This window comes from Ammoniphilus sp. YIM 78166 (assembly GCF_004522215.1).
GTDB lineage: Bacteria > Bacillota > Bacilli > Aneurinibacillales > RAOX-1 > YIM-78166.
Map to the genome: position 1 here is coordinate 1,054,111 of NZ_SDLR01000001.1, position 26,810 is coordinate 1,080,920.

The 26,810-nt window shown below is 43.8% G+C and carries 25 protein-coding genes and 1 riboswitch; of the genes, 16 read left to right on the forward strand and 9 right to left on the reverse strand.

The window, feature by feature from the left end; genetic code table 11:
- The first annotated feature begins 14 nt into the window (after positions 1-14).
- From EIZ58_RS05240 to EIZ58_RS05250, 3 genes are read left to right on the forward strand one after another with little or no spacing between them, the layout of a single operon-like run.
- Positions 15-1,196 carry a Gfo/Idh/MocA family oxidoreductase gene (locus tag EIZ58_RS05240; protein ID WP_240688953.1) on the forward strand — a complete coding sequence of 394 codons (1,182 nt, stop codon included), beginning with the start codon at positions 15-17 and terminating at the stop codon, positions 1,194-1,196.
- 21 nt (positions 1,197-1,217) lie between these two features.
- Positions 1,218-3,149 (forward strand): TRAP transporter permease, encoded by a 1,932-nt coding sequence (locus tag EIZ58_RS05245; RefSeq protein ID WP_134699432.1) that lies wholly within the window; start codon positions 1,218-1,220, stop codon positions 3,147-3,149.
- A gap of 31 nt (positions 3,150-3,180) precedes the next feature.
- Positions 3,181-4,263 (forward strand): TAXI family TRAP transporter solute-binding subunit, encoded by a 1,083-nt coding sequence (locus tag EIZ58_RS05250; protein ID WP_167577505.1) that lies wholly within the window; start codon positions 3,181-3,183, stop codon positions 4,261-4,263.
- Positions 4,264-4,333: 70 nt separating this feature from the next.
- Here EIZ58_RS05250 and glsA read toward each other — a convergent pair whose 3' ends face one another.
- A complete protein-coding gene (gene glsA / locus EIZ58_RS05255; RefSeq protein ID WP_134699434.1) occupies positions 4,334-5,263 on the reverse strand; it encodes a glutaminase A in 930 nt (309 codons plus the stop codon).
- A 112-nt stretch (positions 5,264-5,375) separates the two neighbouring features.
- Here glsA and EIZ58_RS05260 point away from each other — a divergent pair, with 112 nt between their 5' ends.
- Positions 5,376-6,314 (forward strand): copper amine oxidase N-terminal domain-containing protein, encoded by a 939-nt coding sequence (locus tag EIZ58_RS05260; protein WP_167577506.1) that lies wholly within the window; start codon positions 5,376-5,378, stop codon positions 6,312-6,314.
- Between the two features lie 111 nt (positions 6,315-6,425).
- Here EIZ58_RS05260 and EIZ58_RS05265 read toward each other — a convergent pair whose 3' ends face one another.
- Positions 6,426-7,472 carry an acyltransferase family protein gene (locus tag EIZ58_RS05265; protein WP_134699436.1) on the reverse strand — a complete coding sequence of 349 codons (1,047 nt, stop codon included), beginning with the start codon at positions 7,470-7,472 and terminating at the stop codon, positions 6,426-6,428.
- A gap of 134 nt (positions 7,473-7,606) precedes the next feature.
- On the opposite strand from EIZ58_RS05265, the gene EIZ58_RS05270 reads away from it, so the two are divergent.
- The 3 genes from EIZ58_RS05270 to EIZ58_RS05280 all read left to right on the forward strand — a co-directional run bounded on the left by EIZ58_RS05270 (position 7,607) and on the right by EIZ58_RS05280 (position 10,252).
- Positions 7,607-8,386 carry an HpcH/HpaI aldolase family protein gene (locus tag EIZ58_RS05270; protein ID WP_134699437.1) on the forward strand — a complete coding sequence of 260 codons (780 nt, stop codon included), beginning with the start codon at positions 7,607-7,609 and terminating at the stop codon, positions 8,384-8,386.
- A gap of 60 nt (positions 8,387-8,446) precedes the next feature.
- Positions 8,447-9,661, forward strand: coding sequence for an alanyl-tRNA editing protein (locus EIZ58_RS05275; protein WP_134699438.1), 1,215 nt, complete (start codon positions 8,447-8,449; stop codon positions 9,659-9,661).
- A gap of 84 nt (positions 9,662-9,745) precedes the next feature.
- Entirely contained in the window at positions 9,746-10,252 is a 507-nt protein-coding gene (locus tag EIZ58_RS05280; protein WP_134699439.1) for a GNAT family N-acetyltransferase, read from the forward strand.
- Between the two features lie 94 nt (positions 10,253-10,346).
- Here EIZ58_RS05280 and EIZ58_RS33105 read toward each other — a convergent pair whose 3' ends face one another.
- Positions 10,347-10,523 carry a hypothetical protein gene (locus tag EIZ58_RS33105; protein ID WP_167577508.1) on the reverse strand — a complete coding sequence of 59 codons (177 nt, stop codon included), beginning with the start codon at positions 10,521-10,523 and terminating at the stop codon, positions 10,347-10,349.
- A gap of 192 nt (positions 10,524-10,715) precedes the next feature.
- On the opposite strand from EIZ58_RS33105, the gene EIZ58_RS05285 reads away from it, so the two are divergent.
- The 4 genes from EIZ58_RS05285 to EIZ58_RS05300 all read left to right on the forward strand — a co-directional run bounded on the left by EIZ58_RS05285 (position 10,716) and on the right by EIZ58_RS05300 (position 15,588).
- A complete protein-coding gene (locus EIZ58_RS05285; RefSeq protein WP_134699440.1) occupies positions 10,716-11,504 on the forward strand; it encodes a YheC/YheD family protein in 789 nt (262 codons plus the stop codon).
- 100 nt (positions 11,505-11,604) lie between these two features.
- Positions 11,605-11,826 carry a hypothetical protein gene (locus EIZ58_RS05290; RefSeq protein ID WP_134699441.1) on the forward strand — a complete coding sequence of 74 codons (222 nt, stop codon included), beginning with the start codon at positions 11,605-11,607 and terminating at the stop codon, positions 11,824-11,826.
- A 92-nt stretch (positions 11,827-11,918) separates the two neighbouring features.
- Positions 11,919-12,001: riboswitch (cyclic di-GMP riboswitch) on the forward strand.
- A gap of 112 nt (positions 12,002-12,113) precedes the next feature.
- Positions 12,114-13,850: a putative bifunctional diguanylate cyclase/phosphodiesterase gene (locus EIZ58_RS05295; protein WP_134699442.1), complete on the forward strand. Its 1,737-nt coding sequence runs from the start codon at positions 12,114-12,116 to the stop codon at positions 13,848-13,850.
- Positions 13,851-13,899: 49 nt separating this feature from the next.
- Positions 13,900-15,588, forward strand: a complete 1,689-nt coding sequence (locus tag EIZ58_RS05300) for a sensor domain-containing protein (protein WP_255438226.1) — start codon at positions 13,900-13,902, stop codon at positions 15,586-15,588.
- Positions 15,589-15,713: 125 nt separating this feature from the next.
- Here EIZ58_RS05300 and EIZ58_RS05305 read toward each other — a convergent pair whose 3' ends face one another.
- From EIZ58_RS05305 to EIZ58_RS05315, 3 genes are all read right to left on the reverse strand, one after another.
- Positions 15,714-15,899, reverse strand: a complete 186-nt coding sequence (locus EIZ58_RS05305) for a hypothetical protein (protein ID WP_134699444.1) — start codon at positions 15,897-15,899, stop codon at positions 15,714-15,716.
- A 100-nt stretch (positions 15,900-15,999) separates the two neighbouring features.
- Positions 16,000-17,028 (reverse strand): rod shape-determining protein, encoded by a 1,029-nt coding sequence (gene mreB / locus EIZ58_RS05310; protein WP_134699445.1) that lies wholly within the window; start codon positions 17,026-17,028, stop codon positions 16,000-16,002.
- Between the two features lie 135 nt (positions 17,029-17,163).
- Positions 17,164-18,054, reverse strand: a complete 891-nt coding sequence (locus EIZ58_RS05315; protein WP_134699446.1) for a TetR/AcrR family transcriptional regulator — start codon at positions 18,052-18,054, stop codon at positions 17,164-17,166.
- Positions 18,055-18,233: 179 nt separating this feature from the next.
- On the opposite strand from EIZ58_RS05315, the gene EIZ58_RS05320 reads away from it, so the two are divergent.
- A complete protein-coding gene (locus EIZ58_RS05320) occupies positions 18,234-19,706 on the forward strand; it encodes an MDR family MFS transporter (protein ID WP_134699654.1) in 1,473 nt (490 codons plus the stop codon).
- 51 nt (positions 19,707-19,757) lie between these two features.
- Here EIZ58_RS05320 and EIZ58_RS05325 read toward each other — a convergent pair whose 3' ends face one another.
- Positions 19,758-20,147, reverse strand: coding sequence for a hypothetical protein (locus EIZ58_RS05325; RefSeq protein WP_134699447.1), 390 nt, complete (start codon positions 20,145-20,147; stop codon positions 19,758-19,760).
- Positions 20,148-20,393: 246 nt separating this feature from the next.
- On the opposite strand from EIZ58_RS05325, the gene EIZ58_RS05330 reads away from it, so the two are divergent.
- The 3 genes from EIZ58_RS05330 (at position 20,394) to EIZ58_RS05335 (ending at position 21,243) form a co-directional block, all read left to right on the forward strand.
- Positions 20,394-20,588: a DUF4177 domain-containing protein gene (locus EIZ58_RS05330; protein WP_134699448.1), complete on the forward strand. Its 195-nt coding sequence runs from the start codon at positions 20,394-20,396 to the stop codon at positions 20,586-20,588.
- Positions 20,589-20,616: 28 nt separating this feature from the next.
- Positions 20,617-20,748, forward strand: a complete 132-nt coding sequence (locus tag EIZ58_RS34780; RefSeq protein ID WP_255438213.1) for a hypothetical protein — start codon at positions 20,617-20,619, stop codon at positions 20,746-20,748.
- Positions 20,749-20,856: 108 nt separating this feature from the next.
- Positions 20,857-21,243 (forward strand): hypothetical protein, encoded by a 387-nt coding sequence (locus EIZ58_RS05335; protein ID WP_134699449.1) that lies wholly within the window; start codon positions 20,857-20,859, stop codon positions 21,241-21,243.
- A 50-nt stretch (positions 21,244-21,293) separates the two neighbouring features.
- Here EIZ58_RS05335 and EIZ58_RS05340 read toward each other — a convergent pair whose 3' ends face one another.
- The gene (locus EIZ58_RS05340) at positions 21,294-23,492 is read right to left on the reverse strand and encodes a PAS domain S-box protein (RefSeq protein ID WP_134699450.1); all 2,199 of its coding nucleotides are present in this window, start codon (positions 23,490-23,492) and stop codon (positions 21,294-21,296) included.
- 854 nt (positions 23,493-24,346) lie between these two features.
- Positions 24,347-25,255 (reverse strand): nuclease-related domain-containing protein, encoded by a 909-nt coding sequence (locus EIZ58_RS05345; RefSeq protein ID WP_134699451.1) that lies wholly within the window; start codon positions 25,253-25,255, stop codon positions 24,347-24,349.
- Positions 25,256-25,623: 368 nt separating this feature from the next.
- On the opposite strand from EIZ58_RS05345, the gene EIZ58_RS05350 reads away from it, so the two are divergent.
- The gene (locus EIZ58_RS05350; protein WP_370297612.1) at positions 25,624-26,808 is read left to right on the forward strand and encodes a dicarboxylate/amino acid:cation symporter; all 1,185 of its coding nucleotides are present in this window, start codon (positions 25,624-25,626) and stop codon (positions 26,806-26,808) included.
- Positions 26,809-26,810 lie beyond the last annotated feature (2 nt).

A 26,810-nucleotide genomic window follows, 5' to 3' on the forward strand; every position in this document is an offset into this window, starting at 1 on the left:
GAGGGACCAGCAACTTGTCAGATCATATGCTGCGAATAGGAATCGTTGGATTGGGAAACGCGGGAAGCTCATTGCTTCCTGCGATTTCCAGAAACCCGCAGGTGAAGGTTACAGCGGCCTGTGGACGGAATAAGGAAAGATTGGAAAAGTTTGCGGCAGATTATCAGGCCGAACATTACTATTCCGTCGAAGACTTGTGCAAAAGCAAAAATGTGGATGCCGTGTATATTGCCAGCCCAACGGAACTGCATAGTGAACATGTAAAAATTGCGGCAGAGCACCAGAAGCATATCCTCGTGGAAAAGCCCATTGCGGTTACCCTTGAAGAGGCCCAGGCGTTAATTCATCTGGCGGAGAAGAACGGGGTGCATATGATCGTGGGTCATTCCCACAGCTTTGAGCCTCCTATCCGCAAGATCAGAGAAATTGTAAGAAGCGGGGAGCTGGGTTCGCTTAAGATGCTGCATAATTGGTATTTCAATGACTGGATCTATCGTCCGCGAACGCCGGACGAGTTGAACACTGAATTGGGAGGAGGGGTCACCTACCGTCAGGGATCACACCAATTTGATATTATCCGCTATATTGCGGGAGGCAAGGTTCGGAGTGTCAGGGCCATGGCCGGAATATGGGATCCTGAACGGACAACCCAAGGAGCACATACTGCTTTTCTAGAATTTGAGAGTGGCGTTGCCGCAACGGCGGTCTACAACGGGTATGACCATTTCCATACGACAGAGTTAACCTTTGGCATCGGCGAAGGAGGTCCGTCGGTGAAGAATCAAGAGTATGGATTTTCCCGGCGAACGATAAAACAGATGGACACAGCAACCGAGACCGCGTTAAAAACAGAAAAAGGCTACGGAGGGACAAAGGCCAAAAAATATGCTGACGAAACCTTTCATCAACCCTTCTTTGGATTTACCCTTGTAAGCTGCGAAAGGGGGGATATTCGCCAATCGCCAAATGGCTTGCTGGTTTATGCGGAGGATCGCCGCTATGAAATCGCGCTGCCGGAGGAAACCGGTCGGGATGTCATGATCTCTGAGCTTTATCAAGCGATTCACCAGGATATTCCTCCGGTTCATGATGGCAGGTGGGGGTTAGCCAATCTAGAAGTGTGTCTAGCCGTGTTGGAATCTTCTGAAACTAAAAAAGAGATTTACCTGTCTCATCAAGTGGCCGTCCAAGACTAATTGGAAAGGAGGGAAAAACCTTTGAAAACGCTCATGCTTTTCTTTGAGGAAGGTTCAGCGAGGAAGCTCCAAGGAGGGCTGAATCGATTGATTGCTGCTTCAGCCATTATGCTTTCTCTTTTTGTTATGTGGTCGGCAAGATACGGGAATTTGGATCCTTTGATCTATCGGGCGGTATTCCTTAGTGTCATCATTGCCATGGCTGTAATTCTCTACAATCCCAATCAACGGGCAAATGACCGAGTGCCTTGGCATGACTTGCTCATGGCTGTCGTTTCCATAGCTTTTGGTGCCTACTTTTTTGTCCATGCCGAGAGAATCACGACACGCTGGGCACTGGTTGATCCACTGACAGCGGTGGATGTAACGTTAGGGATCGTCATGATCCTGATCTGCCTGGAGGTAGTGAGGAGAACGTTAGGATTAGGCTTAACGCTTATTATTATCATGTTTTTGGCCTACACATTAGGTGGTCATCTGATCCAGGGAACTTTTGGCCACCGATACATTGATATGAATATGATGGTCGATCAATTTGTCTTTACGGTCAACGGATTTTTCAGTTCCCCGATTGCGGTAGCTTCCACCTATGTATTTTTGTTTGTACTGTTTGGGGCGTTTTTGCAGGAATCGGGAGCGGCTGACTTTTTCTTTAAATTCACCAGCGCCTTGGCAGGTCGAAGTGCCGGAGGTCCAGCAAAGATTGGCGTCCTGAGCAGCGCTTTTCTCGGAACCATTAACGGCAGCCCTACAGCAAACGTGGTTACAACCGGAGCCTTTACGATACCAATGATGAAGCGTTTAGGTTATCCGGCAAACTATGCAGGGGCGGTAGAATCAGTAGCTTCCACAGGTGGCAGCATTCTTCCACCTGTAATGGGGGCTGCGGTCTTCCTAATGGCTGAAATGACCGGGATTTCGTATGGGCAAATTGTAATCGCTGCCATCCTTCCCGCCCTTCTTTACTATGGTGCTTTATTATGTATGGTTCACTTTAAAGCGAAGCGAACAGGAATGAAAGGGCTGCCTGAAGAAGAGGTGCCTGCTCTGGGAGCGACTTTAAAAGAAGGTTTTCATCACTTCCTCCCACTAGGGATTCTCGTTGCTCTGCTCGTGATGGGGCGATCTCCTTCCTATGTTGCTGTTCTGTCTATCCTTTCCATCGTGGTTATCAGCTGGTTTCGCAAAGAGAATCGAATGGGATGGCGGAGCATTTTAAGAGCATTGGAAAGCGGTGGACGCATGGCTGTGTTAGTTTCGGCAGCATGCGCCGGCGCGGGACTTGTCATTGGCGGCATAACGGTGACAGGACTCGGTGGGAAATTCTCATCCCTTGTTCTAGGGTTTAGCGGGGGACAGATATTTTTTGCTCTGGCATTAACGGCGATCATCTGTATCATCCTCGGAATGGGCATGCCCGTATCTGCAGCTTACGTACTGACTGCTGTATTAGCCGTTCCAGCTTTGATAGAAATGGGGATATCTATGATGGCCGCCCATCTGTTCGTTGTGTATTTTTCAGTACTTTCTGCGATTACACCACCTGTCGCGGTCGCAGCCTATGCCGCAGCGGGTATTGCGCAAGGAAGTCCCTGGAATATCGGTTGGACATCAGTCCGTCTCGGCATCATGGGATTCATCATCCCGTTTATGTTTGTCTACCAGCCGGCACTATTGCTCATGGCGTCACCTCAGGAAGTGATTATGGCTGTGCTAACCTCGGCTATCGGTACGATCGCATTATCTGCAGGAATCGAAGGTTGGCTCTACTCTAATGTTCCGCCTATCCTCAGAGTGTTATATATCCTTTCTGGGCTGATCATGATTTACCCCGGATGGGGAACCGATGTTATCGGTTTAGCGGTTTTTGTTGCAGGGGCTGTCTACCTTCGCAAGAGCCGGACGAATCAATCTATCATTCATTCGGAAGTTACACAGTCTCAAGCCAATTAAATCCACTAAAACTATCTCAGGAGGAATGACGATGAAGAAAAATTGGAAGCGTGGATTGGTTTCCGTCCTTACAGGAGCGATATTTGTGGCGATGACAGCATGCGGGGGTTCTGGAAGTACGGGTACAACAACCTCACAAGGGAGTAATGGGAATTCAGGAGCTGCGCCCCAGACAGAATCCCCTTCCGCTCCTGCCGAAAAACCTGCTGCGGCACCGCTGAATCTAACCTTAGCGGGGGGATCCAGCGGTGGTTCTTGGACCGCGATTGGGGAAGGGATCGGGGAGTCGATCCGCCGAGCGTTTCCGGGCTCCACTTTCAGCTATGAACCGGGACAGGATGGAGCAAACACTGCAGCTGTAGCCGGTGGAATGGTTGCGTTGGGCATGGCTCATAGTCCGATTGTAAAACAAGCGCTCAACGGAGAGGAACCGTTTAAATCTCCTTTGGACAATGTGCAAGTGGTCGCTTCCCTTTACCCGGGATTACTGCAGGTGGTCGCAAGGCAAGATGCATCATTCAAGTCTATTGACGAGATTGTGGAGAAAAAACTTCCGATCCGCGTGTCCGTTAATAAAAAAGGGACGATTCAGGATCTGATCGCCCAGTCCGTTTTCGAGGCGTATGGTGTGACTTATGCGGACATTGAATCATGGGGAGGGAAGGTTCTGTACAGCTCTTCTGGTGAAAGCATGGATCTGTTCCGAGACGGACGATTGGACCTTTACTTCCCTGTAATTAAGGCTCCAGAAACCTACTTAATTGAAACAAGCACCAGCGTTCCGCTTCAGTTGATTCCAGTTAAAGATGAGGCGCTTGTCAAAGCAGGTGAACAGTGGGGAATGCCAATCAATACCATTCCAGCAGGTACGTACAGCTTCTTGAAAGAAGATTATAAGACGATTGAATTGTATGTTCAACTGGTAACCAGTTCCGACGTCCCAGAGGAAACCATCTATCAAGTGACGAAGTCCATGACAGAAAATCTCGATTATCTAAAGACGATTCACAATGCCTTAGCTGAACTTACGCCGGAAGGGATGACGAAGACAGGAGACATGCCATTGCATACTGGCGCGCAGCGTTTATATAAAGAAATTGGGGTACTAAAGTAAGATACGTGCAAACAGTTGGAAAAGACTTCTTGCCCTTTAACAGAAGGGGGGAAGTCTTTTCCTAATTTGTTCAAAACATGCTCAGATGAAAATTCTTGGATAACAGCTCCAATAACCTGATGCCTGCCATACTATTCCCTTGTTCATTTAACGAAGGCCCAAAAATGCCGATCCCAAACTTCCCGGGTACGGCCCCCATGATTCCGCCGGATACGCCGCTTTTAGCCGGAATTCCAATTTTGATCGCAAACTCTCCAGAAGCATTGTACATTCCGCAGGTTACCATAAAGGTTTTGCAAATACGAGCGATGTCGATCGGAATAACTTGCTTGCCGCTCAACGGATCCGCACCATCCATGGCGAACACCATGCCGATCCGGGCCAAGTCCAGGCAATTCATTTCGATAGCGCACTGCTTCGTATAAAGGTTCATGAGTTCTTCTACATCCTCATCTAAACTTTTATGCTGCTTTAAAAAATAGGCTAACGCCCGATTCAAATGAGCGGTTTCAAACTCCGATTGTGCCACTTCTGAGCTATATCCAATGGTCGAATCGTTGGCCATCTCCTGTACAAAAGCTAAGAGTCGTTGAAATTTTTCTTCCACTGAAGCACCTTTAATCATATGTGTCACCACCAGCGCCCCCGCGTTAATCATCGGATTTAACGGTCGTGCAGGATTGACGGTCTCCAATTTGATAATGGAGTTAAAAGGATCTCCTGTCGGTTCCATCCCCACACGTTTAAACACATAGTCGAATCCTCGATCCATCAGAACAAGGGCCAAGCTGATCACTTTGGAGATACTTTGGAGCGTAAAAGTTTTTTGGATATCTCCTGCAGAAACACATTGACCGTCGGGATAGTGAATCGCTATCGCCAAATCATCCGGATCTGCTCTCCCGAGAGCCGGAATATAGTCTGCTACCTTACCATGCTGAGTAAATTTTCTCGCTTCCATTACAAATTCGTTTAATTCCTTGCTTGATCGACATTGCATAGTTATCACCATTCCTAGTATAGTCCATGCTCACATGGGGAATACCCATGCAACCTTTTGGAAAAACCAACCGTCAATTAGTTTGTACGAAAAACATTCAAGGAGTGAAAACATGAAAAAATCAGCAGGAGCAGGATTACTCATCGCCACTTTACTAACAGGTTCTATTGGTTGGGCTACCAACGTAATGGCCTCCAATTTGGGCACAGTAGAGCAACTTCATATTCAAACGGTGCAAGCAGCACAACGAGTCGAAGCATCAAGGTACATAAAATTTTCAGGCATAGTTACCGAAGTAAAGCAAACCGATCAATCCCTTACCTTCATCGTTAAGAATCCAGAGAACGACATGCAGATGGTTTTTCCGGTATCCCATGGAGTTCTCATGTTTAGTAACAGCACAACGGAAAAACTAGAATACCAGGCACTGCAAAGAGGGGTAAACATCGAAGTATACTATGATAAACATAAACCGGTACCCTTGATCTATCCAGCTACCGCTGCACCAGAAATCATATTGGTTCGCGACAAAGAAATCGGTGAAGTCAAAGTTTCAAAGTTTGATGAACAATTCCTAAGTCTTGATCAAGAGCTCAAACTCAATCTTTCACAAGATACCATTCTGCTTAATGAGCAAGGCGAACCCATCAAGAAAGATGACCTACAAGGAAAAGAACTCATCGTGTTTTATACCTTTACGACTAAAAGCATTCCCGCCCAGACGTCACCTAAGAAGATTATTGCCCTAGATGATCAAGCAGAGAGGCCGATTGAAGTTGAACAGCTTATCGGTGAAGACCATTACGTGAAAGAAGGAATGAGGATGATTCCGCTTCGAAAGATAGCGGAACACGCAGGGTATAATGTGGAATGGGATCCATCCTCGCAGATAGTAACCCTTAGGAAACAGAATCAATCTTTTACCATTTCCATTAGTGAGAAAGCCTATGGATTTAATCGAAGTCTTAGATACTTTGAGGTGGCACCCGAAATCATCAACGGGAAAACGTATGTGCAAGATGAAATTCTTACGATGTTAATCGTGAAATAAGATTAACGGGTACAGTTCTTGTTCATTTGAATTCTTCCCGCTTTTTCCGTGGAACACAAATTTTTCATATGTTCCACAGAAATAGCGGGACTTTTTCCGCCAACGCCTAATTTAAACCGCCGCTGAATGTGGATGCTTACGTTTGTTCCGCTTTTGTCTCTTGGACACCCACCCATTAACCACCCGAGCCAGTGCATAACAGCATACCAGTGTGAGCAGGAAGATGGCCATCGAATACAGGAGGTAGAAGGATTTGCTCTGGACTAGCCAATCCGTTAGTTCATATTTATATAAAAAATGTTGATTCGCAAGATTAATAAATATCGAGTGGCTTAAGAATATATAGAACGACATCCCTTTCTGGAAGGGAACATCGACAATATGGATCATCCTCGAAATGATCGTCCATGAGAGCAACAATAAAACTAGACTAGAAAAGACAAACGAAAGATGATTAGCCACAAAAAGTGGTTTGGATAAAACGAAATAGAACCAGCTGCCAGTGAAGCCCAGCATCAAAAAAGCAAGGGTCTTCTTATTAGTATTTAGAAAACGTAGAATTTCCAACCGGTACCAATAGAGGAGATGCCCCGTATAGATCGTAAAAATCCAAGTCGGGAAAAAATGCCGGACATTTAAGTCATACCAGCCTGGATAAGCTTGAATAAAGGTATATTGAGCTATCACAAAACAAGGAATAAAGAAAAGAATAGTCCTCTTGGTAATCAGTCTTCGAAATAAAAAAGCAAAAAGGTAGTATTGAAGAAGCATAAAGACAAAGTAGAGATGCCTACCTGTATTTCCAAGTAAAATATTTTCAAAATGATGCTGAAAATGCGGCCAAGCCCCATGGAGAACCTTGTGGTATGCAGCGCCAGCTAGCAAAAAAGGAATAAAGAGATAGAAAAGTTTGCCTTTAAAGAAAGAGGATGCTTTTGCTTTTTTTCCATGGAGACTATGAGCTGTGAAAAAACCGGTAACGATAGCCAATAGCACTGTCCCGTAGCGGGCGGTTTGGTTTAGTGCGCTTTCCCAGAGAGTAGGCGGCGTCAGGTGGGTCAAGCTTGCTGTGAAATGTCCCACATAAACTAAAAACGATGCAACCAACTGGAGGATAAAGAGAGAGGCGAAAATCTCTTTATCATTCAATTTGTTCATTGTTTTCTCCTTTTTAAAGATAATTTACAAATCAAAAGTTGTTCCCTATTATACTATGGAAAGGTGTGGATGTCACGAGTATATGGTATAATTAGGAAACTAGTAGTAGAACTGGAAGGATGGGATAAGATAGTATGCTAGAGGAGAATTTAAGAACGAGATTAATGAACGGACAAGCCGTTTTTGGAACATGGGTGAGAATCCCTTCGCCCATTGTTGTAGAGGTGCTTGGCCATACTGGAATGGATTTTCTTCACCTTGACCTGGAACATAGCCCTATCGATTGGGCAACACTCGACCATATGGTCCTCGCTGGATATAAGCAGCAGATCCCTCTTGCCGTAAGAACGGCCACTCAAAATCCAGCAGACTTATATCGTTTAATGGACATAGGCATCTCCATGCTCATTCTTCCTCGTATGGAAACGGCCGAACAATGCCGTTCTCTACTCAAAGGTGTAAGGTATAGCCCTCATGGAGAACGAGGGATTGGCGGACCTGTGCGCGCAAATGACTGGGGAGTAATTGGCCTTGATGATCATATGAAGCAAGCGAGTTACAAAACTTTAGTCTTAGCGCAGATTGAATCAAGAGCAGGCCTTGAGAATCTAGACGAAATATTGAATGTCCCTGGAATTGATATTATCTATATTGGGCCTTTGGATCTTTCTCAGGCACTGGGCTATCCGGGGCAAATAGAAGCTCCGGCTGTACAGGAGGCGATTTTGTCGATGGTGAAAAAAATAAGAGGCCGTGGCATATTGGTTGGTATACATGTTAGTAATCAAGAGCAGGTGGAATATTGGTCAAAGCAGGGAATCCAATACTTTACCATCGGAATGGACGTTTCCTTTCTTCGTGCAGCAGGGTTAAATCTAGTTGAAAGTATAAAAAGGACTCATGATCTTAAATAGAACCCCCAAAAAGGTAGCAAAGAAAGAAACGGCTTAAAAAGTTTAGAAGGTGAGGCATTTATGGCAACAGAAAAACTGTATTACCAGGATCCAAACTTACGGTCTTTTACTACCCAGCTTCGTAAAATAGACCAGGATGAAAAAGGCCGTCTATACGCTGTATTAGAAAAAACCGCCTTTTACCCAACCGGAGGTGGACAACCCCATGATACGGGAACGATGAACGGAATTCCCGTCTATGATGTGGAGGAAGTCGAAGGAGAAATACGCCACTACCTACAGGAGCCCCTTGGTTTGCAAGACGAGTATGTTGGTGTAATTGACTGGGAACGTCGTTTTGATCATATGCAGCAGCATGCGGGGCAGCATATTCTGTCGGCAGCCTTTGAAAACCAATTTGGCTATCCAACGGTTAGTTTTCACTTAGGGAAGGATACATGCACGATTGACCTTCATATCCCTTCGCTTAGTGACGAAGAAGCTGAACAAGCTGAGAAACTAGCCAATCAAATGATCCTAGAGAATCGACCGATTGAAACGAAGTGGGTAACTAAAGAAGAGCTCACTCAGTATATGTTAAGAAAAGATCTGTCCGTATCCGAAAATATTCGTCTCGTTATCATTCCGGACTTTGACTACAACGGCTGTGGCGGCACCCATCCTGAATCAACGGGAAAAGTAAGCTCCATTAAAATTTTGCATTGGGAAAAGCAAAAGAAAAATATGGTTCGCCTTTATTTCGTATGCGGGAACCGGGTACTCCAGCAGCTTCATCATAAACATCAGATGATTCAGAGCATGACTTCAATTCTGAATGCCCCTCAGGAGCAAATGAAGGAAGCGACCCAAAGACTGGTACAGCAAACAAAGGATCTTGAAAAAACCGTGAGCGAACTGAAAACTCAGCTTCTTGAATATGAAGCCCAACGATTCATTGAAAAGGCCAAGCAAGACAACGAAAGCACCATAAAGGGCATTTTCTTTAATCGACCCATCACAGAGCTTCAACAACTGGCGAAAAGCATGACGTTAAACAGAACCGATATCCTAGTCTATTTAGTCAACGAAGTAGAAAACAAACTGCAATTTGTTTGTGCTAGGGGTCAAGATTTGAACGTCAATATGAACCAAATCGCAAAGTGCGTTTTACCCCTTATTAATGGAAAGGGAGGCGGGAATGATGCCTTTGCCCAAGGGGGTGGAGTGAGAACGATATCAGGAGAGGAGCTAATGGAGGAGCTAAACAAGCAAGTCACTTGTTTTAACAAAATATAATATTAAAATTACTATCACTATGATGCAAAAGCCCCATTCTAAGCATGAAGAATAGGGCTTTATCAATTATAAGGAGTCTTCAGAATGCGAGATATTGAAATTAAACAGATTAGCCAAGATGAGATACCCCAGGTGTTGAATTTTTGTAGAGACATAATTAAGGAGATCTTTCCGATGATGGATCCTATGGCCCCCCAAGATTTAAAGAAACTAGAGCAGATCTATATCCTTCCTGATCGCGCCACTTTTTTAGCCGCTTATTCCGAGGAGGGAAGTGTAGTCGCTACAATTGCCGCTCGTCCTTATGATGGAAGAATTCAACAGCTAAAAGGGCTCTACGACCTACAAACAACTATAGAGATTGTTAGGTGCTTTGTTGCACCGGAATTTCGGAGATTGGGGCTAGGATCCAAACTAGTAGCTCAAGTGATCCCATTCTGCAAGGATGCCGGCTATAAAACGCTTTATCTGCATACCCATCGGTTCTTGCCAGGAGCCGTGGAGTTTTGGAAGAACCAAGGATTTACGATAACAGTTGAGGATCATGACCCCACTTGGCTGACCGTTCACATGGAAAATAAAAATACATAACCGAGCAAGGCAGGGATAGGCATTTTACAATAAATCTACAAACAGGTAAAGGCATGAATAAAGGAAGTATCCATGCCCCATTACACATCAGCTATTACTTTAATATCGTAATCAAACATCCATCTTCTAATTTTTTAACCGACATCTTTTGGCCTTTCAAAATGTGCCATCCCATGATTAATCTAGCATGTTGTTCCGTTGGTGCTTTCGTTTCTCCGTATTTGAGAAGTTCATTGACATGGGGAACGATCTCTTCCACTTTAATAACCATCCCATGTTCCTCCCGCTAAAAAGGTTTTACTACATTAGACGATCAAATCTTTCCTTTGGATTGTGTGATTGCACTATTTATTAAAAATTTCCGCGCAATCATGAAGCATTCTTTTCTGGTAACGCCCACTCGCTTGTGAGCATAGGAGAATAAAATGTAGAAAGGGACGGAACAAGGAGAGGAACGGGCCTTATGCCATCACGAAGAGAAGTTTATGTTTTGGATAAATGGAAAAAACAGCGAATTTTAATGAAGGATTCTAAAGCAAGCAGTCACATTCCCCAAACATGCCTGTTTGAATGGAAGCCGCTTTATGATTATTTAGATCAATATCAAGATGTATATGTTAAGCCCATCGTCGGAAGTGGAGGACGTGGGATTATTCGAATTAGCAGGGTAGGGGAAGATCAATATCGTTTACAGGCAGGCACGAATCAGAAGCATCTACATGGTCAAGATGAATTAAAAAGAAAGCTCCAAAAGCGCCTTAAGGGTAAGGGAACTTTTATGCTTCAGCAAGGAATTGATCTTCTCCGTGTAGAAGGAAAGCCCGTGGATTTCCGTGCGCTTCTGTTGAAGCCCGAGAAGAAATGGGAGTACATGGGGGTGATGGGGAAACAAGCTGCAAAGGATAAAATGGTAACCAACCATTGCCAAGGCGGAAAGGCCTTAACCTTGAGCCAGAGTCTTAAACGAAGCGGTATGGATGAGATCCTCCGTTACAAACAAGTAAAAGAAGACATGAAGAAGTTGGCCCTCGCTGTGGCCCGTACCATTAGCGAACACTACCCACATGTGCGCCAACTCGGCCTGGATTTGGCTTTAGATAAGCAAGGGATGCTATGGGTATTGGAGGCAAATACGAAGCCAGGCTTCAAATTATTTCAAAAGCATAACGACCGAACTCTTTATCCCCGTATTTACCGGGCAATTCGTTCCATACGAAATCAGTATCCCTTTGACCATTCCTTCCGGCGTTAATTTTTTTACTCGTCTTGGTGGGATGCAGGAAAAGAAGGAATCCTCCCTCTGATGTGGAATAGTTGATGTAGACATTATTGAAGCAGGGGGAGAGCTAAGCATGAATTCACTTACTAGAATTACACAACCAGACAACACCCATTCTGGTCCCTTCTTAAGGAATGCAAGCGGGTTGAATTTATTTTTTATAGCCCTTTATCATCTTGCAGTTTTAGCGATCCAGCGTGGCGGTTCGGTTGAACTCACGATTGGCTCTTTGCGCTACAAGATCGATGGAAAATCAAGGTCTGATCAAGAAGTGAAGCAAAGATTAAATGATTGAAATTTTCCCTAAAATTCTTCATAATAAGATTATCGCATCATCTAGTCATATATACCTATAACCAGGTCTATATAACCAGTATGATAGAACCGAACCGATAAGAGCAAACCCATCGAAAGGTGGGGACGCAAAGCCTCAGACCTAAGGGAATGCCTAAGGTGGCTGGGTTGCCGAAATGGGTGTATTCCTAGATGGTCTTTAGCCGTTTTTGTGACAAACCACTTCGAGGTGGTTTTTTTCTTATCCTTTGGTTCATATCGATTTTGAATACGGGAGAATAACCAAAAATGAATTCTAATAGGGCGAAAGACGAGCGAGAAAACTCAAAAGTGCTATATCATCATTTTTTGGATATCATGTACGAGTCCCATGAAATCTACTTTTTTGACTCTAGTACTTTAAAATTTGTTGAAGTGAATGCGGTTGCGTGCAGGAATCTGGGGTATAGCCTCGATGAGCTTCTTACGCTGACCCCTGCGGATGTCATGGTGAAACTGACGGACGAAGAGCTCCACCGGTTGATTCAGCCATTAATTGCCGGCAAGCAGGGGGTTGTTTCGCTCGAAACCTCACATCTTCGTAAGGATTCAACGATCTATCCGGTTGAGGTTCGCCTACATCGGATTGAAAAAGACCATCAAACCTTAGTACTTGCTATCGTCAACGATATCATTGAGCGCAAGCAAGCAGAGAAAATGATTCACTATTTAGCATACCAGGATCACATTACCGGTCTGCCTAATCGTATGCTCTTTAATGACCGGCTGAGTGTAAGCCTCTCTAATGCCAAGCGCAACCAGTCGCTAGTTACCGTGCTTTTTCTCGATTTGGATCGGTTTAAGCATTTCAATGATCCTTTAGGTCACGATAAAGGAGATGCCATTTTGCGGCAAGTCGCTAACAAGCTGAAGCAGTGTTTGCGAGAAAATGACACCATATCTCGCTTCGGGGGAGACGAATTTGCTATTATCTTATCGCATGTTAGCCGTGTAGAGGATGTAGGAAAAGTAGCAGGAAGGATTCTAGACAAGGTATCAGAATCCATCGCCTTTGAAGAGTTTGAGTTTCACTTGACGGCAAGCTTAGGCATCAGCCTCTTTCCCCATGATGGTATGACGAGAGAAGAACTACTTAAAAATGCTCATTCTGCCATGTATCGAGCCAAGGAACGAGGGGGCAATGGCTATCAGTTTTATGCTTCAGAAATGAATGCTAGAATGTATGAGCGCCTGAAATTAGAAAATGGATTACACAAGGCCCTCGACCGTAATGAATTTATTCTCTATTACCAGCCCCAATATGATAGTAAGACATTGCAAGTTACAGGCGTAGAAGCCTTAGTCCGATGGAATCACCCCGAACTGGGCTTAGTTCCTCCTGCTGAATTCATTCCCTTATCGGAAGAAATCGGACACGTTGTTCCATTGGGCATATGGGTCCTTTATAACGCTTGCAAGCAGAATAAGATTTGGCAAGAAGCAGGGTATCCTCCGATGTCTATATCGGTAAATCTATCAACGAAACAATTCAAACAAAGCAATCTCGTTCAGCTGGTGGCTGATGTCCTTCGGGATACGGAATTAGATCCACGGTACTTAAAATTAGAGCTAACAGAAACGGATATGATGGAAAATACCGATGAAATTCTGTTAACCCTTAACCAACTCAAAGCGATGGGCATCCAAATTATGATTGACGATTTCGGGAAAGGCTACTCTTCCCTAAGTTATCTAAAGAAATTCCCTGTCGATATCTTAAAAATAGATCAATCATTCATTCGAGAGATTGAAACCAATTCGAGTGAGCGGGAAATTGTTGTGACGATCCTTCATCTTGCAAAAATATTGGATATGAAGGTTATCGCAGAAGGGATTGAGATAAAAGAGCAGTTTCAATTTCTTCGCAAACATAAATGCGATGAGATGCAAGGCTACTTTTTTTCCAAGCCTTTGCCTTTGAGTGAGATTGAGCAGATTCTCAAACAAAATAAGCAGGTAGGGGCATCAAAAGGGATTGTAGGATGATGAAACCAAAGGGAAGCTATATTTTCGAAGTCGGCAAAGATACGTATGAATCAAGGAAACCGAAAAAGCTCTCTGGGAAACAACAGATACCCTACAGGCTCTGATTAAATCCTCTCCTTTAGCTATTGTTTCCTTTGACCATGATGGCTATGTGAATATGTGGAATCCAGCTGCCGAGAAGCTGCTAGGCTGGCAAGAAGAAGAAGTCTTGAATCAGCCCAACCCCCTGTTTTCAGAAGATACCAATGCTGATGAGTTCATGAAGCTATTAGGGCTCTTGCTCCAGGGGAATGCGTTAACCGATATTGAAATGAAAAGAGTAAGGAAAGATGGAACCCCCATTGATCTAAGCCTATCCATCACCCTTCTATATGATAAGCAAGGAGATATACGAGGCGGAGTCGCATTATTTGCCGATATTACGAAACGCAAGCAAGCCGAACAGATGATTAAGAAGATGGCCTACTTCGATTCTCTCACGGATCTGCCTAATCGAACCTTATTTTATGACCGTTTGACCCAAGCCATTAGCCAAACTAAGAGAACGAAAAAACCTATTGCCGTTCTATTCTTGGACTTAGATCGCTTCAAGATTATTAACGATTCTCTTGGGCATACGGCAGGGGATCAACTTCTTCGTGAAGTTTCCAAGCGATTACTCACATGTATCCGGGAAGGGGATACTGTATCGCGTCAAGGTGGGGATGAGTTTACTATTCTTCTGCCTAATACGAATCATCTAGGCGCAGCAACGGTAGCAAGAAGAATGATTAGTTTAATTTCTCAGCCGATGGAGCTGAACGGACATGAAATCCTGGTCACCCCAAGTATCGGGATCAGCATGTATCCGGAGCACGGGGAGGATGTTGAGAGTCTGCTAAAGAATGCGGATACCGCCATGTATCACGCTAAGGACCTTGGAAAAAACAACTTTCAATTTTATACCTCCAAGCTCGATCAAAAGGTGTTAGAGCGCCTCACCTTAGAAAACGAGCTAAGAAAAGCATTGGAGCGTAAAGAATTTGTCCTTCACTACCAGCCGTTAATCCAAATCAATAGCAATAAAATGATTGGGGTGGAAGCCTTGATTCGTTGGCAGCATCCGTTGCTTGGCATAATCTCTCCTACTCGATTCATTCCGCTTGCAGAAGAGACAGGGTTGATTGTTCCGATCGGGGAGTGGATTCTTCATTCAGCGTGTGCCCAGAATAAGGCTTGGCAGGATCAGGGCTACCCGCCATTGAAGGTATCCGTTAACTTATCAGGAAGACAATTTAAGGAACCGGATTTAGTTCACACCATTGCTGACATTCTGGACAAGACCGGTCTGGATCCTCAATATCTGGAATTGGAGATTACCGAGAATATTAGTATGAATGATGTTAATTTTACGATCCAGGCACTACAAGAGCTTAAAGCCTTAGGCTTAAAAATCTCTATTGATGATTTTGGCACGGGCTATTCCTCGCTGAACTATCTGAAGAAATTCCCTATTGATACCCTTAAGATTGACCAGTCATTTGTGCGGGATATCCATACCGACAGAGATGATGCAGCAATCGTCAAAGCGATCATGGCCATGGCCTTTAGCCTAGACCTCAATGTCATTGCCGAAGGAGTAGAAACGATAGAGCAACTATTATTTCTCACGAAGCAGAACTGCCCTGAAGCACAGGGGTATTATTTTAATAAACCTTTGACCCCGGATGAAGTGTTGAACCTTCTGAAGGAAATTTGACCTTTAAAGGATTGCTTGGCAGGCTCCAAGCCATAAAAGGGCATGACTTTTTCAGATTTTAATGAAATTCTTATCGAAAAAAACTCCTTACGCAGCAAGCTACGAAAGGAGTTTTTTTCTTATACTTATTCCGCATAATAGCGTTTACCGCGTCCTGGGATATCAAAAGGCAGTCCATTCACATGATGGTTGTTATGTACACAGGAGGAACAAACAATGTTTCCGCAATTGTTGCACCAAATCACCCACTCCCATTTCTCTTCCGAACAAGTAGGGCAGGCTTCTATAGTATAAAGGCAAGTATTTTTCATAATAAGGGCTCCTTGGTGTTTAAGATATAAGATACCGATATTTCTGAAATATACTATAAATTGCGCCACATTTCAATTGCAGAAAACCAAAGCCTCTAATTTACTTGGGAGATGCTTGCATCATTTGCTGCCATAGAGAGGTTCGAGGTTCATTCACCATTCTCCCCAGACCAATGGCGGTGCAATGAATCGGATCATCTGCTAGAAAAACGGGAATATTCGTTTCCTCTGAAAGTCTACGGTCTAAACCGGCTAATAGGGCACCTCCGCCACATAACATAATTCCGTTTCCGATAACATCTCCTGCTAATTCTGGCGGTGACTTTTCAAGAGAGATCCGAATCAAATGAACCAAGTCGGAAATAAACTCATTGAGTAGACCATTCAATTCCTTCTTACTAATTATAACTTTTCGGGGCAATCCGCTTACCATGTCATTGCCGGGCACTTCCATTGTTTCATCATCTTCAAGTAGTAGAGCGGTACAAAACGTTATTTTTATCCATTCTGCCGTTAATTCGCCGATCAAGAGGTTGTGTTTTTTCTTCATGTATTCTAAGATCGCACGTTCAATCGACTTTCCTCCTTTATTAAGCGTGTAGGAGTCTGCCATTCCACCTAGTGAAATCATGGACGCCTGTGTCGTGCCAGCCCCAATGTTAACTACCATATGACCAGTTGGCTCATGAACTGGAAGCTCGCTGCCTAGAGCTGACGCTAATGGGCACTCCACGATCTCCACTTTTTTCCCGCCAGCTTGCTGCACAGCATCTTGTACCGCTCGTCTTTTTACCGTGGAGGTTCCGCAGGGTACGGAAACCATCATATGCAATCGATTGATGAGAGAGCCACCTTTCAGCGCTTTCTTAAAATAGTGTTTCAGTAAAGCCACACTCATGGCAAAGTCAGCAATCACCCCATCATGCAACGGGGAAATCACTTCAAGATGAGCAGGCGTTTTTCCTGTCATGTCATAGGCTTCTGTACCATATGCGACGATCTCTTGTGTATGTTTCTCTACGGCAAGGACGGTTGGTTCACGCAGAATGACCCCCTGATCCTTCGTATAAATGACTGTATGACTGGTACCCAGGTCAATCCCGATGTACTGATTAAAACCTTTCCACATGCGATACACACCTTTCCCAAAAAAACCATCGTTTCGACAATTATAGAGAATAAATGTGACCGATTTATGATCGATCTATAATCAATCTATGTCTTGAAAAAAACGAGAAGGGACCTGCTCTTAAACAGGTCCCTTCTACCTTCTCAGGGCTAGGATATCATCGACCAATGATTGAAGCTGTTGTAACTCGGCTTGCTTCAAGGGGGAAGGTACAGCCTGTAGAGATGCCAGGACACTTTCTATGAGAAACTCTCTTGGAGGGCTGGTGTACAACAGCTCATCCTGAATGAAATCCAGCCATGCCAAGTATTTAGATGGATCATCTTGTATGCTTAGGTCCTTCTTTAATCCCGCAATTGTATCCTGCAGATTTTGTTGCAACGTTTTTTCGTCGGGATTCGACTCGGGCAGCCACCGATGGAGAAGCTCAGGAGGAAAAAGGGGAGATCTAACCTCTGTCATCTCCTGAATCATTTTTACGATTCGCTCTACACTATATCGGACAACATCCGGATAATTAAAGTCTGAACCATAGGCCATGCGAGAGTACTTTAGATTATGGTAGAGGATTCCCAAAAACATGATCGCACTATCTAATAAGTACGGTTTCTTCTCTTCGCCGTAGAGGTCGAGGAATCGCTGATAGAGCCATCGAATGGTTTTAAGTTGCCCTTCCTTGAGAAATTGCTTAAGATCCTCATCCGAGGATGACATGACCTCCTCAAAAAGGGTAATAAGACTATGCGCGCGATTCGTATGCAACAATAATTCAACTTGTTTAATGAAAATATCCAAATCAGCTGGACTTTTACCAATAAGCAATTCATTCCGCTCGATTTCCATCTTTTGATAAATACTTTTGAGTAGTGCCTTTAAAAGCTCGTTCTTCGAGGGAAAATAATTATAGAAGGTTCCTTTCGAGATTCCGCTACATTCGATAATGTCTTGAATGGAGGTCGCCTGGAACCCTTTTTCAATAAATAGCTGATGGGCTACTTGGATGACATGCTGTTTTCGATCGTTCACACGTATCACCTTTTTATTTGACCTGTTTAGAGAATGGTACCTGATTTTTAACCTTTATACAAACGGATTGCAAAAAATTAGGGGATGATATATGATAATACAGATGTTAGAATCGCAGTATAAAAAAGTGAACTTACAGTTCAGCGGGGAGGATCACCGTGACCTCGACAGGAAGCACTATGTCGCGTCCCCCATACGGAATGCTTTCGATTTTAATGATCGGCGCATTCCTATCGTTGTTGAATAATACTTTACTTAATATTGCCTTGCCATCGATCATGTCTGAATTGCACGTGGAAGCCTCGACCGTCCAATGGCTGACAACAGGATACATGCTAGTCAATGGGATCTTGATCCCAACCACGGCTTACTTGATTCAAAAATATTCGGTACGTCAATTGTTTTTATCTGCTATGGGGATTTTTACAATTGGTTCATTATTGGCTGCAACTGCTCCTGCTTTTTCGCTCTTGCTCGCGGGTCGCATGACACAAGCCGCTGGTTCTGCCATCATGATGCCTCTGCTCATGAATGTCATGCTAGTGAGTTTCCCGATCGATAAGAGAGGGACCGCAATGGGGGTATTTGGGTTAATCATGATGGGGGCCCCGGCCATTGGGCCTACTTTATCGGGATGGCTAATCGAACACTATGACTGGCGAATGCTGTTTTATGTTGTAACTCCTGTTGCGGTTGCGGTATTTGCCATCGGAATTTTCCTATTGAAAGATAAGAAGGGGAAGGTGGATTTACATCTAGATACCGTTTCCGTGGTACTTTCTACCATTGGATTTGGCGGATTGTTATACGGATTTAGCTCAGCAGGAAAAGAGGGTTGGGCGAGCCCTCAAGTTTACGGAACAATACTCCTCGGAATAGCCGCTATAACTATCTTTATCCTCCGTCAGTCGAAACGAGAGCAGCCGATGCTTAACTTTGCCATTTTTAAATACCCGATGTACACGCTGTCCATTACGATTTCTATGGTGATCACGATGGCGTTATTCTCAGGGATGGTCTTGATGCCCATCTATGTCCAAACGATTCGAGGCATTTCGCCTTTGGATGCCGGACTTATGATGATGCCTGGAGCCATTATCATGGCATTAATGTCACCAGTTACAGGGAAGCTGTTTGATAAGTACGGGGGGCGAACCCTCGCGATTGTTGGATTGTCGCTTTTGACGGTGACTAGCTATTTATTGGCACGTTTGACGTTGGAGACCACCTACACGTATCTCGTGGTTCTTTACTCTGTACGGATGCTGGGCATGTCGATGGTCATGATGCCCGTATCCACCAACGGCTTGAACCAGTTGCCTAAGCGCTTTTATCCCCATGGTACGGCGATGAATAATACCATGCAGCAAGTGTCTGGTGCGATTGGTACCGCCTTGCTGGTAACCGTCATGTCCAATCAGACGAAGACTCACGCGGCAGAGCTCGTAAGGGCTGGTCAAGGGGGAATGACTGAAGAAGTAATGATAAAGGCCATGCTGGAAGGAATTAATGACGCCTTTTTTGTTTCAGTATTTATCGCTGGTCTAGGACTAGTGCTTTCCTTCTTTATCAAACGAGCCAAACCAGCAGAGGATCTGCGAGAGAGAGACACTAACGATGAACAGATGACGCCAAAAGTAGCGAATAGTTAGAAAAGACTAAGGGCTTCTTCCGATTATGGAAGAAGCCCATTTTGTACGTTCCTAGTAGTTCTCCATCAAAAAACCTTTGATATCGTTGTTAATAAGCTTCAGTTGGCCTTCAGAAGGGAAATGACCCATCTCATAGGTCTTGGCTGAAACCAAAAAGGGGATGATTTCTTTAGCTTTCTGAATAACATCTAGTCCATTAAAGAAAATATCCTTACTTCCAGTGACCACCATCGTTGGGGAGCGATAATCAATAAGTTCAGCTTTTTCCGTTAGCTTAGGCATATCTTGCTCGAGTTTAACATGGGTAAAGATCTCTCCAATGATATCTCGGTCGATTTCCTTCATGCTATATTGGGACATAGTATTCGCTATTTTTTGAAGGGAACGCTTGGAAGTTGTTAGCTTAAACCAGAGTAACGGCAACAGGATTTCTTGAATCATCTTTCGCTTGGACCCTAGCCCCAGGCCGGCAGGACAAACTAAAACAGAGCATGCAATTTTTCAATGCTCTTCTTTCCTCTGGCATACTTGTAAATGGTGGACAAGTCACACCTCATTTCTTGGGAAATCTTGGTCTTCTTGATTGTATCAGAAGCTTTAAGTAAATTCGACACCTTCTTCTAGCGTAAGGTTTTAGGCTAGAGTTCGTCTAATGATAAGAGCACCCATAAAAAAGGGGGGAAAGAGATGTATGAATATAAGTTTGTAGATACTTCATTGGGAGGATTTTTCTCTTCATCGAAACATCGCGAAGCGATTGAGCAGCATGCAAAAGAGGGCTGGCGCTTAGTCCAAGTTTTACCGACTCACTACAACGGCCATGGAAAACCGACTCAATACGAGATTATTTTCGAGAGGCCTATTACCAATGCGGGTGAGTAGGATCATTGGAACAATTTGTGGACTTTTTTTGCTTTTATCTTTAGTCGGTTGCCAGCCTCAATCCCAAGTAGCAGAGGAACCGGTCACGATAGGTACAATTTTACCTGCATCGCTATCTGAGGAAACCAAACGAATCATTACGTTGTTAGGCTTGGATTAAGTAGAAATCTTTGAACTGAAAAAAAATGATCCGTATCCATTTACCGTTCACTTATGGGTTGAGGTTTTTGAGGGTGGGGTAAAACAAAAGGACCCGTTAGATATAGGAATGACGAGGTTCAGCTCGGATCAAGAACCAAACCAGAAAAATCAGTTTCTCTTTTCTTATGACTTCAAAGAAGAGCATGATTCGGGGGAACGGTTTCTTTATCTTACAGCCTCTGTTTTTGATAGCACAGGTAGTTCGAGCACCGAAGGAAAAATTGTATTACCTGGTAAATCCAGCGGACGTTTAGCCAGTCCCTTGAATTCAGAAAGAATGTTAGGGCTCAACCAACCCGTTACCGTTCTTACGGTGATCGAAGACGATGGGAACAGTATGGCCTATAACGAAAGAGAGATACTGGAATATGATGAATCAGGTCAAAAACCTGAGAACATGTTGCAGTATGACCGTGTCATCCTGTTTAGAGTACAACTCGAATCGGAGACCTAACACCTAAAAAAGACACCCATCTTTATTTACGATGTGGTGTCTTTTTTGTTTTATTCGTTAGAAGCTGGGAGCGTGATTTGAATCCTCGTCCCTACATTTACTTCACTTTCTACATGAATTTGGCCGGAATGACTTTCTATGATTCTTTTGCTTACCATAAAGCCTAGTCCTGTTCCTTTTTCTTTGGTTGTATAAAAGGGCTGCCCTAATTTGGAGAGCACTTCATTCGAGATTCCACAGCCCTGGTCAGTAAAGCGAATCAACAACTCCTGATTTGGGTTGGTGTCAATTTCAATCCTGATCTTTCCACCATTAGGCATAGCTTCAATCGAATTTTTGATAAAATTAATAAATACTTGCTTGATTTGGTTTTCATCGCAGTAAAGGTGGGTTACTCCCGGCTTAAATTCTGTTTCGAACAGAACATCGTTTAGGGTAGCTTGTGATTCCAATAGTGCCATCACTTGGCCTAATAATACCTGCACATCTCTTTTTTCATATTTCACCGATTGAGGCTTGGCAAGGATAAGCAATTCACTTAAGATCAATTCAATTCGGTCGATTTCAGAAGACATGATCTCGAAATACTGTTGCTTTTCCCGAACTCCTGACCTCATGAGCTGAACGAAGCCCTTAATAGATGTAATAGGATTCCTAATCTCGTGGGCTATACCTGCGGCCAATTGGCCGGCGATTGATAGCTTTCCGGTATTTTGCAGGTGCTCTTGTGCAATTTTCCATTCTGTAATATCTCTTAATGTAACGGACCAGCCACTCTGCTTTTCATTACCATCCAAAATGGGTGAAGCGGTTAAAACGACATTAATCAATCCCCCATCCTTACGTTGGAGCATCGTCTCAACACCTGCCACAGACTGACCATTTGCTACTTGGTAACCCAATTGGTAAATTTCTTCAGCAAACTCGGCAGGAATGAAGGGGAGTTGCTGAAATTCCATGCCAATCATCCCACCTTTTGACCAACCAAGCACTCCCTCGCATGCTTCATTTACTCGATGAACGATGGAATGGTTATCAAAGATTAGGATAGGATCTACATTATTATCAATAAACGATTCGAGCTGAGTAGTTTTGGTTTTTAAATCTTGTTCAGCACGCTTTCTCGCCGTGACGTCACGGCAGATCCCTGTAATCCCGATGATCCTGCCTTTACGATCCCGAAGGGGGGATAGGGTGGCCTCCACATTCAACAATTGACCATCCTTTCGCTGTCGAACAGTTTCAAATCCTACTATGGTCTCTCCCTTTTTAATTCGAAGATGAATTTCATGCATGGAATCGATGAGGGAAGGTGGAATCATGGGCAGTTTTTTCCCTTCCACCTCTTCAGAAGACCAGCCAAACAAGGTTTCAAAAGCCGGATTCACCTCTAAAATGGTATCCGCTGCATCAATCAACCAAATCGCATCTGCGCTATTTTCAATAAAGGATTGCAACTGCTCCGTTTTTGCTTGAAGCTCCTGTTCAGCACGCTTTCTTGCAGTAACATCACGGCAAACTCCCGTGATGCCTATAATTCTTCCTGCTCGAGCTCGCAGAGGGGAAAGTGTTGCCTCTACATCCAACATAGAGCCGTCCTTGTGCTGCCGAGTAGTCTCTAGTCCCACCACTGTTTCTCCAGTTTTAATTTGCTTGTGGATTGTATCCATAGCATCTTTAAGAGATAGAGGAATAATGGGGAGCTTTTTCCCTTGTACATCTTTAGAGGACCACCCAAATAGTGTTTCAAAAGCCGGATTCACCTCTATGACGCGATCCTCCGAATCAATAATCCACATGGCATCTGCATTATGCTCAATGAAGGATTGTAATTGCTCCGTTTTTGCTTTAAGATCCTGTTCGGCTAACATGCTTTCGGTTAAGTCCTTAATTTGCACGATAAAAAATTCGGGCCCTTTTCCTTCGGTCCGTATAATCGAGACCGTAACAGAAACATATATAGAAAAGCCATCTTTGTGAATATATCTTTTTTCTATTTGGTAGGTTTTGAGATTTCCTTCAAGGAATTGGTTAAAAACATCAAATCCCTTATCTAGATCATCAGGGTACGTGATGTCCTGGAATTTCACTCTTAATAGTTCATCTTCCGTGTAACCAAGTAGGTGGCAAAGAGATGCGTTGACCTGCAACAATCTGCCCTCAAGTGATACAATGGCCATGCCAATAGGAGCATGCTTGAAAGTTTCAGAAAATAATTCTAACTGAGAAGCATCAGGGATATTTGTCATACTTCCTCCAATCCATATTCACTATATTAGAAAGTTAGACAACAATTTCAATATCCCTTTATTTATATGCTCAAAAGTTTTTAAATAATATTGAACAGTTGTATAAATGTGCCATTAAGGGGACTTCATTTATGGTGAGTAGGCCCAATTGGATGAATCATAGCGGCCCATTGATTCACTGAAATTGCCCTCCACCCTAAATGGAGACATCATAGAGGTCCAATGATTCACTGAAATCGGCAGCCACCCAAAACGGGGGAATCATAGCGGCCCAATAATTCACTCAAATCGCCCACACCCCCAGATGGAGGCATCACAGCCACCCATTGATTCACTGAAATCGCCCGCCACCCCAATTGGAGGCATCATAGCCACCCATTGATTCACTGAAATCGCCCGCCACTCCAGATGGAGGCATCATAGCCCCCCAATGATTCACTGAAATCGCCCGCCGCCCCAGATGGAGGCATCATAGCCGCCCATTGATTCACTGAAATCGGCAGCCACCCCAGATGGAGGCATCATAGCCCCCCAATGATTCACTGAAATCGCCCGCCGCCCTAAATGAGTGAATCAATACCGCCCGATGATACACTCAAATTGACCACCACTCCAGATGGAGGCATCATAACCGCCCATTGATTCACTGAAATCGCCCGCCACCCTAAATGAGTGAATCAATACCGCCCGATGATACACTCAAATTGACCACCACTCCAGATGGAGGCATCATTACCGCCCATTGATTCACTGAAATCGCCCGCACCCCCAGATGGAGGCATCATAGCCACCCATTGATTCACTGAAATCGCCCGCCACCCCAATTGGAGACATCATAGCCGCCCAACATAGTTTTACCTGACATAGTAAGAAGATTTACCGCGCCCCACCAATGTAAAGTTACTTGATAGTATCTCCCAAATAACTCTTTTTGTTTTGATAATCTCACACCATTCATAAATATCGTTCGATGTTATTTTTCGATCTGGAAAGAGCAGCTTAAATTCCTCTACGCTTCGCAAAACCGCAGGTATATAATTCTCTCTACTTCCACAACTCTTACAAGTTAATGTAGTTTTCCTAAAACTAGTGTGTAATTTGTGACACGCCAGACAGCATATCCCTTTCTTAAGTGCGCTAAAATGATATTCAGGTAACCGGGAGTAAGGGGAATCGTTTATGTGAAGCGAATGTAAGTGTTCTGCAAATTTGGAGTGAATATCGGCAAGTCTTGAAGGAAATCGTTTTATTTTGCATATAAAACGATTGAGCTGTGTGGGGAAGATAAGGGGAAGATTAGCTGGTGCTTGATAGAGGTGAAATTCAGGGTTGACAAAGATTACGTACGACTCAATGGTGAAGTTGTATCCAAGGTCTTGCTGTAACCGACGAAATAAGGATTCGTTTCGTTGCAGCTGAAGTAAGGGACTTTTGATTTCGTTTTTTGAATGTGAGAGCCACTTTTCGGATTCGATATAGAAGTCACCCTCGTAATTTTTTACTTCAAAGAGATAAATCTTGTCCGAGGTGATTAACAAGGAGTCAATCTGAAACTTTGTATTATTATGCTCCAATAATACATCATGCAGTACTAGCCTAGTGTTTATGAGGGGTTCTAGCCATTCGTCGAATTTCTTTTCACCCATAAAGCCCTTCGAAAGATTAGAATAGTAGTTTTCTTCTTTTACCCCCATATCCGAACGGACATGCAAAGATCTTAAAATCTTTAATTCGAGTGACTCACTACGAGATTTAACGATCAATACGCATTTCTCCTTTTTTATTTATTCCACTTAATGATAGTACCAGCAGGGTTGACTTGTCTACCTTTATCATCAGAAGCTCCTCCCGATTGCTATCCTTTCATCCTTATCGAGAGTTTTTAACTTACGTAAAATATTTTGAATAAAACTATTTTTGTTTTACAAGTGTCCACGCTACGTGAACACGTGTTTATAACCTGATTTTAAACTGAGTAATTAGCTGTTAAATATAGTCTCTTATACAGAGACGAATCTTGATTTGTGAAATAAAATACTTTTTATAACATATTTAAAATTCTCTAAAACAAAAAACAAGGCATGCCAGGAGTTACAATGGTGAAAAAAAACAAAAAGAGGGGTTTTTGAATATGAAAATAGGTCTTATCCCCAAGCTGTTGGCGGGTATCATCCTAGGTATGGTGGCCGGACTTTATTTACCGGATGAAGGGGTCCGAGTATTCATCACGGTAAAAGGGATTATCGGTCAATTTATTGGATTTACAGTTCCTTTAATTATTATATTTTTTATTACAAGTGGAGTCGCGCAGCTGGGTAACCAATCCGGAAAAACGGTTGGGATGACGGTTGCGGTAGCTTACTTGTCGACCATTTGTGCGGGAACCCTGGCTTACTTCGCAGCGAGCAATTTAATTCCGGCCCTTGCTTCTAGTGGTGGGAACATCGCAGGGCAAGAAGCAGCTCTTAAGCCTTTTTTCGAATTAAAGATTGATCCCATGATGGGTGTCATGACCGCTTTGGTGGCAGCCTTCCTATTCGGAATAGGGTTAAGCAAGGTGAAAAACGAAACCCTTTATCAATTCTTTCAAGGTGGAAAAGCCATTATCGATTTGGTGATTATTAAAGTGATTATTCCGATCTTGCCTTTTTATATTGCTGCGATTTTTGCAGGAATGGCGAGTGAGGGCCAAGTATTTGAAACGGTAAAGGTGTTTGGGATCGTGTTGTTATTAGCCGTAGCTCTACATTGGATTTGGCTAGTGGTGTTGTATGGCATATCGGCAGGAGTTGCGGGAAAATCACCGTTTCGCGCTTTGAGGCACATGCTGCCGGCCTATATGACTGCTATTGGCACGATGTCAAGTGCGGCTACGATTCCGGTCACGCTGAATTCAGTTAAAAAAGTGGGAGTAAAAGGGGAAGTAGCTAATTTTGTTGTACCACTCTCCGCTACGATTCACTTGTCTGGAAGCACGATCACCCTGTTAACCTGCTCCATGGCAGTAATGTTTCTTTCCAACGGATTAGAAATTCCTGGATATTTCCAAGTCCTTCCTTTTATTGCCATGCTCGGCATCATGATGGTGGCGGCCCCAGGAGTCCCTGGCGGTGCCGTTATGGCTTCCATCGGCTTGCTAGGAACGATGCTTGGTTTTGATGAAGCAGCCATCGGATTGATGATCGCTCTTTATATGGCACAAGATAGCTTCGGAACAGCATGTAACGTAACTGGAGATGGAGCGATTGCGATGCTCGTTGAAAAGTGGAGTGGACTGGGCGTCGATTCATCCAAACAAAATACAATAGCTTCCTAAAA